Annotated in this window: 7 protein-coding genes; 2 read left to right on the top strand and 5 right to left on the bottom strand. The window is 40.4% G+C overall.

Annotated features, from left to right (window positions below; genetic code table 11):
• The first annotated feature begins 278 nt into the window (after positions 1 to 278).
• Positions 279 to 470, top strand: coding sequence for a hypothetical protein (locus ACWITO_RS07360; RefSeq protein WP_448529350.1), 192 nt, complete (start codon positions 279 to 281; stop codon positions 468 to 470).
• A gap of 21 nt (positions 471 to 491) precedes the next feature.
• Here the strand turns inward: ACWITO_RS07360 and ACWITO_RS07355 are convergent, their stop codons facing one another.
• Positions 492 to 2,396, bottom strand: coding sequence for a peptidoglycan DD-metalloendopeptidase family protein (locus tag ACWITO_RS07355; protein ID WP_448529349.1), 1,905 nt, complete (start codon positions 2,394 to 2,396; stop codon positions 492 to 494).
• Positions 2,397 to 2,412: 16 nt separating this feature from the next.
• Between ACWITO_RS07355 and trmB the strand changes: the two genes are divergently transcribed.
• On the top strand, positions 2,413 to 3,126 hold the full coding sequence (gene trmB / locus ACWITO_RS07350; RefSeq protein WP_448529348.1) for a tRNA (guanosine(46)-N7)-methyltransferase TrmB: 714 nt from the start codon (positions 2,413 to 2,415) through the stop codon (positions 3,124 to 3,126).
• Positions 3,127 to 3,159: 33 nt separating this feature from the next.
• Here trmB and ACWITO_RS07345 read toward each other — a convergent pair whose 3' ends face one another.
• The 4 genes from ACWITO_RS07345 to ACWITO_RS07330 all read right to left on the bottom strand — a co-directional run bounded on the left by ACWITO_RS07345 (position 3,160) and on the right by ACWITO_RS07330 (position 10,543).
• Positions 3,160 to 4,008 (bottom strand): DUF2911 domain-containing protein, encoded by an 849-nt coding sequence (locus ACWITO_RS07345; protein ID WP_448529347.1) that lies wholly within the window; start codon positions 4,006 to 4,008, stop codon positions 3,160 to 3,162.
• Positions 4,009 to 4,106: 98 nt separating this feature from the next.
• Positions 4,107 to 6,722 (bottom strand): zinc-dependent metalloprotease, encoded by a 2,616-nt coding sequence (locus ACWITO_RS07340; protein ID WP_448529346.1) that lies wholly within the window; start codon positions 6,720 to 6,722, stop codon positions 4,107 to 4,109.
• 34 nt (positions 6,723 to 6,756) lie between these two features.
• Entirely contained in the window at positions 6,757 to 10,011 is a 3,255-nt protein-coding gene (locus ACWITO_RS07335) for a S41 family peptidase (RefSeq protein ID WP_448529345.1), read from the bottom strand.
• Positions 10,012 to 10,186: 175 nt separating this feature from the next.
• A complete protein-coding gene (locus ACWITO_RS07330) occupies positions 10,187 to 10,543 on the bottom strand; it encodes a 4Fe-4S dicluster domain-containing protein (protein ID WP_101359679.1) in 357 nt (118 codons plus the stop codon).
• Positions 10,544 to 10,840: the final 297 nt, after the last annotated feature.

Raw genomic sequence — 10,840 nt, 5'->3', positions numbered from 1 at the left:
CCCCCCTTATTTACCTCCCTGAAAACGAGGTGAGATAAATAAGCATAAAACTTTGATTTTCAGGTGTATAGCTCCCATCTCCTTTGGAGAGGGGCTGGGGGTGAGGTCAAAAAACACAATATTGCAAAAATAATCAAATTTATTAATAAATTGTATTTCAAATACTTAACCTTGCAACTCACGTTAATTGTACTAACGCAGAGTGGAAACAGGCTACCAAAGAAAATCAACTTGCCACTTGTGCGGACTGGATAATTGCTCTCGCAAAGGCTGATGGTATGACAATGGAACAATTCAAGAGTTCAATATCAGAAGAACAATTCAAACAATTCGCTGAAAATATGAGAGTTGAAATAGATAAAACTGTGATGTCAGGTGTCTCAAATGATGATAAAAAAGGAGAACCTGCATCTTATGCAGCTGTTTATTGGGTGTTATTGAAGGCAAAAGTCAAAGAGTTAAAAAAATAAATTTGCTGTTATATCGTATTATTACAAAATCATTTTCCACACCTGTACATTTCCCATTTTGTCCCAAACTTTTAGTTCAAATTCACCTGCGAGGGTTTCGGTATAGTGAGTTTCTGTCCAGAGGGTAGCGTTTTTGTGTTCGTATTCCATCAGTAGAAATTTCCCGTTCAGATAGGCTTTGAAATGCGAAATACCCGAAGCATCATCAGAAATTTGGAAAATTAATTTTTCAGAAGTTTTACGGAGCAATCTGATAGTAGGGGGTGTTGTATCTTGCAGAAACCTAAAATCGCCTGTAAGGTAACCTGTACGTATCGTAAAAGTGCTATCGTTGAGATTTTCTAAAAATTCTCTGCCTCTGCTATGTCTGATAAACATTTTTTTGAGGTCAAGTACACTGCTGACATTATTTTTTTGATGATGATAGGTAATTTCTGCGTCCCAAACGAGTGGCTCCTCAATTTTACCGATATAGAAATGTGTCGTTTTCGCTGAAAAATCTAAATAAGCGGTATCGGCGAGTGTGCCATTCGGAAAATAAACCCGCATAAATTCATTTTCAAAAAAGCTATTGCGTTTGGGGAAAATGACTTGCTTGTGAAAAGGAATCTCAATATTTTGGGAACGAATGAGTTTGGGCAAACCTTTGCGTAAATCGTACAAAAAAATAGCTTCTTTGCCTTTTTCAATGTACGCAAGTGGAATTTTCAGGCTTTTACCGTCTTGCAAAATAAGCTCAATAGAACCTTTGGCTTTGGGCTTCATTAAGTATTTGCCACGAACAACGAGGGTATTTTCAACAATATCATAGCTCAAAATGCCAGTGGCAAGCAGTTCGTCAGTTTCATCAAAATCGGGCTTTTCGCCTTGAAGGGTTAGCTCTAAGGTTCGGTTGTTGCCATTGGTATCTTCTAAATCAACTTCTACATCATAGTTTTTACCATTTTCCACAAAAATTTTGCCATTTCCTTTGTAAATGCCTAATCGGTTGCCATCTGCCTGATAAAACCGCTGAAAAGTAGAGCGGCTTTGCAAAAGCAAAGCATAATTGATATGCAAATTGAGAGCATAGATTTCGTAAATGGGAAAGTTGGTGATATGAAAAGAAAAAACCTCTTTGCCTTCCACACGCAAACGCACTTTGGAAGTTGCAAAACTACTTTTAGAACCATTCACAACGTCCCAAGTAAGCCCTTCGATGCCCACTAAACCATAACATTTAATTTTTTGAGGAATTTTCAAGCCTTTTGACGAGGGAACAGGTGTAAAAATTTGCGTTTGAAACTTCCCATTCACTCTACTTTCAGGCGAAAGAGGTGAAACGGCAACTTTCAGCAAGCGAGGAGGCATTTTATCGTGTTTTTGTACCGCAAAAAAATCTTGCGGGTTCAGTACAAAATCGGCAATGGTGCGAATTTCAAAATGCAAGTGCGTACCAAAAGAATTGCCCGTATTACCCATATAGCCTATGGTTTCTTTTGGCTCTATGGGCAACTCTTCGGGACTGGGGAAAAGTTCTACTTCAAAACTTTCTTGCTCGTACTGCTTTTGGCGTACATATTTACGAATTTTGGGGCTAAAATCAATCAGGTGGGCATATACGCTTACGTGGTCGGTTTCGGGGTGTGTGATATACACCACATTACCATAGCCGTAAGAGGAAACTTTGATACGGCTCACGTAGCCTTTGTAAATGCTATGAATAGGCTCATAATCTTCGCCTACTACATCTAAGCCACAATGAAAATGATTGGGACGAATTTCGCCTACATTTCCCGAAAGAATAATTTGCGAATAAGTGCTATCATCAGGTTTTACAGGAAAAACGTAAGAAGGCTTTTGAGCTACCACAGAAAAATCTAATCTTACAAAGCAAAAGAATAAAAAGAGGAAAGTAGCTATGTGTTTGGGGGCGAGGTCTATCATAATTTTTTGGTGAATTATGAACAAATTTACAATTTTGTGGCTCAAAAAACAAATTTTAGAAAATATAGAAACGATGGGCAGAAAAAAATTAGAGCGTTTTGCACAAAATCAGCAGAGTTGGAATGTAGTAGAAGCTGGAAAGCCTTTTTATGAGGCTTGCAAGGGAAAATGGCATAGCGATTTTTTCAAAAATACTAATCCGATAGTGTTAGAGCTGGCTTGTGGCAGAGGCGAATATTCGGTAGGAATGGCGAAAGTTTTTCCCAATAAAAATTTTATTGGGGTAGATATAAAAGGTTCAAGGTTGTGGAAAGGTAGCCAAGAGGCAATGAAAGAAAATTTGAATAATGTAGGCTTTCTGAGAACTTACATACAAAACCTTGAAAACTTTTTTGCTCCACAAGAAGTGGCAGAAATTTGGCTCATTCACCCCGACCCGCGTCCCAAAGAGGCAGATGCTCGGCGAAGGCTCACGCACCCTCGTTTCTTGCAGATGTATCGCAATTTATTGCAAAAAGAGGGCTGGCTGCATCTGAAAACCGATAATACGGGACTTTTTGAATACACTTTGGAAGTTTTGCAAGAGCAAAAAATAAAAAATTTACATTTTACAAAAGATTTATATGCTTCGGAGTATGCCGAAGAGCATTTTGGTATCAAAACCAAATACGAGCTACTCTTTGAGCAAGAAGGTGAAAAAATTAAGTATTTGAAGTTTCAATTTGCGTGAGAATTGGGTGAGAGGTTTTCTCACCCAAGAAAGTTATTTCATCTTTTGCTTTTTCCACTCTTCAATATTTTTTTTATTCATTTGCATATAACTTTCCATTTTGGCATCCTCGGAGAGCTTTAACGATTTTTCCGCCATTGCAATAGCTTCTTTGTAAAGTTTGTTGGCGGCGTAGGCTCGCGAAAGTGTGAAAGTATTCCAATAAGTTTCCTTCATATCTACTGATTTTTTTGCCCAATTCAAGGCTTGTAGAGGCTCTTTGTTGCTATCCAGCAGGTAAGTAGCCGAAGAGTTGTAGGTGCGATAAATATTTTCTGCTTCGCTAACCGCTTTTTTGATGTTTGCAAGGGCTTTGGTATCGGTATCTACGCTAATTTTCAAAGCGAAACGCAATCTGTCCCAAGCAAAAACAAGGTCGGCGGCATCTACTTTGATGTTATCAAAAAAGAAAGTCATTGTTTCGGTAAAGGGGGCATTTGTGTCGGGTTTTACCTTTATTCTTACCAAATCGTCATCAGATTTGTAGCCGTCAGTACCCCAGAGTTTGGTGTTTTTATTCAAAATGAAAGTCCATTCGTCTTGTGTAGGAATGGTAAGAATAGAATACTCTCCCGCAGGGATATGTTGATTTGCCAGTACAACATTGTCCGAAAAAGAAATCACGGTACAGGCATTGGCTCCTGTACGCCAGAGGGTATTGTAGGGAACTAAATTTCCCCAAACGGTGCGTTCTTTCACGCTTGGGCGTGAATAACGAAGGCTAACATCAGTAAGCCCTATTCTTTGCTCAATTTTGCAAATAGGACTGGCTTGGGGTAATTCTTGTGCAAAAGTCATTTTACCCCAAATAACTAAAAGCCAAAAAGCAAAAAACTTTTTCATAAAAAATTATCATTTTAATCCTTGTTAATTGTGTGCGTTTGGGTATAAAACGAAAAAACTTCCCAAAAGTTATGATTTTTGGGAAGTTTGGGGGAATTTTATTTGCCGCTGAGGGCTTTTTCAATTCTATAAACGATATGCTCTCGGTGAGCTTTGGTAGCAGTATCGCCTGTGAGATTATTTTTTAGCATTCGGCGAATCTGATTGAGCTGATACAAAGCCACTGATTGAGCAGGATACACATATACTGAAGGGGTATTGCCTAAACCTGCCATAGCAATCAGTCTGCCTACGTATTCTATTTGTAAATTTTGTCGGAAAGTATTTACCGAGCCATTCAAATCAGCTTTGAAAATAGCGTCGGTTAGTTCATTCATCATATCAGCAAGTTTGTAGCTATTGCCATAATGCTCCGAATTGAGAATACGTTGCTGGGTAACAGGACTCAAAAGATGCGTAAGGATACTTGCGTGCATTGAAAGCACCCTCTCATTGATGCGGGGGTCTTCGCCACGCCCGAAGAAGTTGAAACCTCTACGTTGCTGTTGCAAGTAATTGTACAAATCCGAAGGAACTTTCATTGCGTCAGGGGCAAAAACATAATCGGCAAGGGCTTTCATAGCTCTTTTTTGCTCTTGGGCAGGTACAGGGGTAAAAGGTTGGGTAGCTCCTTTTTGCCCAATAAAGCCTCTATCTACATACACGCCACCTATGTAGCGAGAAATTGCATTGGCAGAATTAAACTTTTGCCCTGTAAGTGCAAAATAACGAACCAAAAGTTCATCATAAGAGCGATTAGGATTGTTTTTGATGTACTCGTCTTTTAGCTTTTTAAGCATTTCATTTACTAGCTTCATTCTATCTGTACCATAGGCAACCATATCAGAGGAATGGTCAAAAATCATTACGCGAGGGTCAATGCCACTGAAAGAGCTACGCATATCATCGGCGTCGTTGCCGAAAGCGAGTTCGGGTTCAGTAGAGCGTGCAAGCAACTTTTCCAAGCGTTCTTTTTCGGCTTGTGGGTTTTCCATTGTGCCGTAAGCAAATTCTATTGCCCACATATCATAAGGACCGGGTTTGGTGGTGAAATATTGTCCTTGTTTGCTTCTATCGGAGGCAATATTAGGTAAAGGATAATCCATTACCGAACCTTGCAAACCTACACGGCGGGTTAGTTCTTCGTTGTGTAAGTTTTCAGGGCTATGGAGTTGAGTGGCTTTCATATTGTGGTTCAAGCCCAAAGTATGCCCCATTTCGTGTAAAACAAGGTAGTAGAGTGTTTCTTCAATATATTTTTTCCTTTGGGTTTCATCAGCCCCCAAAAGGTCAAGAGCGGTATGCCCAAAAATATTATGCACTTGCAAGTGGTATCCCAATGAGCAGAAATGAGCGTGGTTTTTGTGAAAACGGATAAATTCTTGCTCTGCTTCCAAAAGGTTGTTGGAAATGGCAGTAGTTTCAAAAATTTTATCGTTACGCATCGCATTGAGAATGTAGGTATATTCCAGCATAATATCAGCACCCAAGATTTGTCCTGTGCGAGGATTGACAAAAGAGGGTCCATATCCTCCAAAAGGAGGTAGCGGCGAAGAAGTCCAACGCAGTACATTGTAGCGAATATCGCCTGCATCCCAAGTGGCGGTATCGGGCTGAATGCGAATTTCAATAGCATTTTTGAAGCCAGCTTTTTCAAAGGCTTCATTCCAAGCCAAACCTGCTTTCATTATGGTTTCACGAAACTCTACGGGAGTGGTTTTTTCAATCCAAAATACAATTGGCTCAGTAGGTTCGGAAAGGGCGGCGTTGGGATTTTTCTTTTTCAAATGCCATTTATGCACCAAATCTCTATAATTTGTAGAGGTAGTACCTGTCAGGTCAGTTACTTGGGTAGTGAAATAGCCTACACGGGGGTCATCAAATGTGGGAATAAAATCATTTTGAGGCATTTCTATAAGGCTATGTTGAGATTTAATCGTAATGAAACGCCCATCGGCTACGGCTTCGGTGGGTATTCCTTGGGGAGCGGGGTTATCAAAGGTGTATTCTACTACCACATCAGTATTTTTAGGATAATTCTTGATAGCGGCGTATTTGGTTTTGTCTTTACTCAAATTTCCTACTCTAAACCCTTGAAAAGTAGGTGGATAATTAGGTTTTATGGGTGAAAATTCTTCAGCCAAAAACACTTTTTCTGCTTTTATGAGTATTTCGCCTTTTTCTTTGTCTTCGGCTTCAATTTTTTCTGAAATCATTATGGCATTGCTGATGTTGGCATCTTTGGCTCTGGAAAGAGCATTGTTGGGATCAAAATAATAAGCGGTATTGAGTGTGATAAATTCAATTTTTTCAAAATAACGCTTGATAGTAAAAACTTTGTTATCTCTAAAACTTCCCCTGAAATGTCCGCCTTCCAAAACGCCATCAACGGTATGGCTGAAATAAATGTATTCTTTATCCAATTGGTCTTTTTTGATAAGCATATACACGGTACCATCTTTTTCATCTTGATACAGATTGAAAAGACCAGGGTAGGCTTTGCATTTGCTCGTGATAGAGGCAATTGTTTTAGGCTGATTTTGTGCATTAGCAGACGTAGGCGAAGCACTGGCTTCTTTTTTAGCCTCATCTTTTTTCTTTTTGCGTTTTTGGGCTTCTACCTCAGAAACCGATAGTAGAGCGGCTACAACAAGCAACAATGAGAGATATTTCATAAAATTACAAATTGAGTTTGGGTTACAAAGATAATTATTTCGCAATAATTTCTAAAAGTTCTTTTACGGCTCGCTCCAATTGCTGGTCTTTACCTTTGAGCAGTTGGGCGGGGTCGTTGGCGATTTTAATATCTGGGTCTAATTGGTTGTTTTCCATATATTTGCCTTGGTTATCCACCATTCCCACTTGTGGAATACCAAATACAAGGGTATTATCTATTTGGGTTTCCCACCAAACGGCTGTTCCTGTACCAGGCACAGGCATACCGATTGTTTTGCCAATTTGATAGGCTTTGTAAGTTACAGGGAACAAATGAGCATCGGAATAATTGCCTTCGCTCATAAGCACCACCGAAGGTTTAGACCATTTACGCATAGGTTCTTTGCCCATTGCTTGCTCACGGGGCATCATTGTCATATATTTTTTGCCACTGAGAAAAGTCGCCAAATCGTCGTGTAGCCAGCCCCCACCATTGAAACGCGTATCTACGATAAGAGCTTCTTTGCCGATATGTTTGCCCAATACATCTTCTACTACGGTTCGGTAACTGGGGTCGTTCATTCCTCGCACGTGTACATAGCCTACTTTTCCAGCCGAAAGTTTTTCAACTTCTTGGACTTGGCGAGCCACCCAACGTCTGTAAATTAGTTCGGCTTCTTCGCCTCGCGAAATGGGTTTCACTGCTTCCTCAAAGCGTTGTTTGCCGTTGGGGTCAAAGATTGAAAGTAGCGTATTTTTGCCTGCTTTTCGGTTGAGTAGGCTGTAAAAATCAATATTAGGGCTAATTTCTACCCCATCAATCTTTTCAATAATCATTCCTGCCTTGATACGCGATTTGGCGTTATCCAAAGGGCTTTTGGCAATAATTTCAGCAATTTTTACGCCATTGCCCTGATAGCTATCGTCATAAAATACCCCCAGCGAAGCTGTATTATCGCCATTAGGAAAATTCGGACTGAAACGGCAACCCGTATGTGAAGCGTTCAGTTCGCCGAGTAGCTCGGAGAGCATTTCCGAAAAATCGTAGTTGTTGTTGATATGAGGCAAAAAGCGTTTGTATTCTTTGTAATAAAATTCCCAGTCTACTTTGTGCAAATCGGTTACATAGAACTTCTTAACCACTTGTCGCCAAGCGTGGTCAAAAATATAGCTTTTTTCGGCTACATAGTTTAGGTTCATCTCGGCTTTGATGCTGATAGTTTCCTTTTTCCCGCTTTCTACATCAATTTTGTAAATATTGCCATCGCCCAAAGTGAGCAAAAATTTGCCGTCTTTGCTCAACTCCATTGCGTTGCCTGCATTTTTAGCAATAATTTTCGTTTCTTTGGTACGTAGGTCGGTTACCCAAAGGTCGTTATCTTTTTCAAAACGAGCCAAATAATAAAGTTTTTCACCATCTTTGGAAAGCACTGCATCGGCAAGGCGTGCCGAATGGATAGTAAGGCGAACTTTTCGGTTTTCAATATCATTCAAATCTAAAACCCACTGATTTTTAACGCTTTCAGTTTTATCGGTTTTGGCTTTTTTATCTCGTTTATTTTCGGCTTGTAAGGTCGTTTCTTTGTCTTTTTTCTCCTTTTCGGCTTCCTTTTCCTTTTCTTTCAAAATTTCCAATTCCTCTTTGGAAAGCAAAAAGCGGTCGTAGGTAGCTTTATCAAAAAACATTGCATAAACATCTCTTTCACCTCCCCACGAAGCGTGATTTTTCATTCCATCTCTATCCGAAGTCCAAATCATAGCTTTGCCGTCCATTACCCATTTGGGCATTCCATCATCATAGCCACTTTGGGTAAGGTTGATAGGCTCACTTTTGCCGTCTGTCTTTACGAGAGCAATTTCTTCCATAAAAATTTGCCCTCCTTTCGGTACGAAAGTTGCCAAAAGGTATTGGCTATCAGGCGACCAAGCAAAGTACTGGTCTCCGTCCGAATACGAATAATTGTAAGTACCTGCCAGCACCGTGCGTGTGCTTTTGCTGGCAATGTTATAGACTTTCAGGGTGGTACGCTCCTCTAAGTAGGCTATTTCTTTGCCATCGGGCGAGTATTGAGGCTGAAATTCTTCGGCATTGGTGGCTATTAGGGCTTCTTCTTTGAGCAAGGTAGCCGAGAAAAAATAGGGTTCATCTTTGCTGATAATAGTGCTTTGGTAGATATTCCAACTGCCATTGCGTTCGCCTGCATACACAAGGCTTCTGCCATCGGGGCTGAAACTCACGGAGCGTTCTTGTTCGGGGGTATTGGTGATGCGTTTGGTGATACCTCCTTGCAAAGTACTCACAAACACCTCGCCCCGAAATACAAAAGCTACTTCTTTGCCATTGGGCGAAAGAGCCATTTCGCTAATACCTCCTGAAATAGGAACAATACGTTCGGTATTCAGGCGGCTATCGGTAGCGATTTGGATTGGCACTTTCCGAGCCTGACCGCCATTGGGTAGGGTGTAGATTTCACCATTCCACGAAAAACAAAATGTGCCATTATTGGCTTGGGAAAGGAAGCGAACAGGGTGTTTTTCAAAAGTAGTGATAGGTTGGGCATTTTCACCATTCAGTCCTGTTTGCCAGATATTGAGCGTGCCAGATTTTTCACTTAAAAAATAGACACTTTTACCATCGGGACTAAAAATGGGGTTGCGGTCTTCGCCCTCAAAAGTAGAAATTTTCTGATAGCTTTGTTTTTGGGTGTTGTAAATCCAAATATCGCGTGTAACCGAAGAGGTGTGATGCTTTCGCCATTTATCTTCGTAGCCTTTCCAGTCCTGATAGACGATCATAGAAGCATCGGGGCTGAAGCGAGCGTGTTCGGCATTGAGGTCTAAAAGCATTTGGGCTTGTCCGCCATTTACTGAAACGCTGTAAAGTTGTTCGGTGCGTGGAAATTGCATATTTTCGGCTCTTTGCAGGCGGCTACTTTGGAAAATAACTCTTTGGTTGTCGGGCGTGAAGTCGGTAGGGAAGTCGTTTGCCGAATGGAAGGTAAGTCTTTTGGCTTCGCCTCCGGTGGCGGGCATTACAAATACATCAAAGTTGCCATAGCGGTCGGAAGCAAAAGCAATGGATTTGCCGTCTTTGCTCCAAACAGGCATAAAGTCGTGAGCTTCGTGCAAAGTAATTGGCACAGCCAGCCCACCCGCTGAAGGTACTCGGTACAAATCGCCTTTGTAGCTAAACACAATGATTTGCCCATCGGGCGAAATAGCGGGATAACGCAGCCAAAGCGGGTTTTCTTGGGCTTGGGAGAATAAAATTGTAAAGAAAAACAGAAGGGTAAAAGTTTTTTTCAGCATATTCGTAAAGGTTTGACTTATCAAACGCAGTAAATACAAATTTAGTGTTTGAACAAAAATAAAAAAGCCACAACTACAAGTTTGTGGCTTCAATAATTATGTAGTGCATTTCAAATAGATGACTCTAAATGTTTAAACTCCTGTTTCTTGCTTCTTTTTTTCCTGTTTCCCTTATTTATGCTTCTACTTCTTGGTGTAGCCAAGCTTTTTTAGCAAGTAATTCTTCTTTGGTTTCTTCGTGTTCGGGGTCTGGCACGCAACAATCCACAGGACAAACAGCCGCACACTGAGGCTCTTCGTGGAAACCGACACATTCGGTACACTTGTTTGAAACAATATAATAAAACTCGTCTGAAAGCGGTTTTTGTTTGGCTTTGGCATCTATAATCGTACCATCTTCCAATTCAACTTCTGTAAGGTTGGTTCCGCCTGCCCAAGTCCATTCTACACCACCTTCATAGATAGCGGTATTAGGGCACTCTGGCTCGCAAGCACCACAATTGATACATTCATCAGTTATCATTATAGCCATAATTCAAGGATTTTAGTTTTATGTGATAACAAAAATCTACACAAAAAGTTCAGACTTGCAGAAAGCTATCACAAAAATTCATTTTTTCTGTTTTGCAAGCAATTGATTTTTAGCTTTATGGAAAAAAAATTAAAAAATTTTCTTCAAAAAATTTGGAGAAGCGAGGTTGTGTGTATTACCTTTGCAGTCCCAAAATCAATCGGGCGAATTGAGCGGGTAAAAAAAAAATTGAAATACTGCCTTGTGTAGGGTGTTTTTGAGTAAAAAAAGTTCTTATTGAACCTTAAACTCCGAACC

Source organism: Raineya sp., from assembly GCF_053497555.1.
This window is presented reverse-complemented; position numbering and strand designations above follow the sequence as displayed.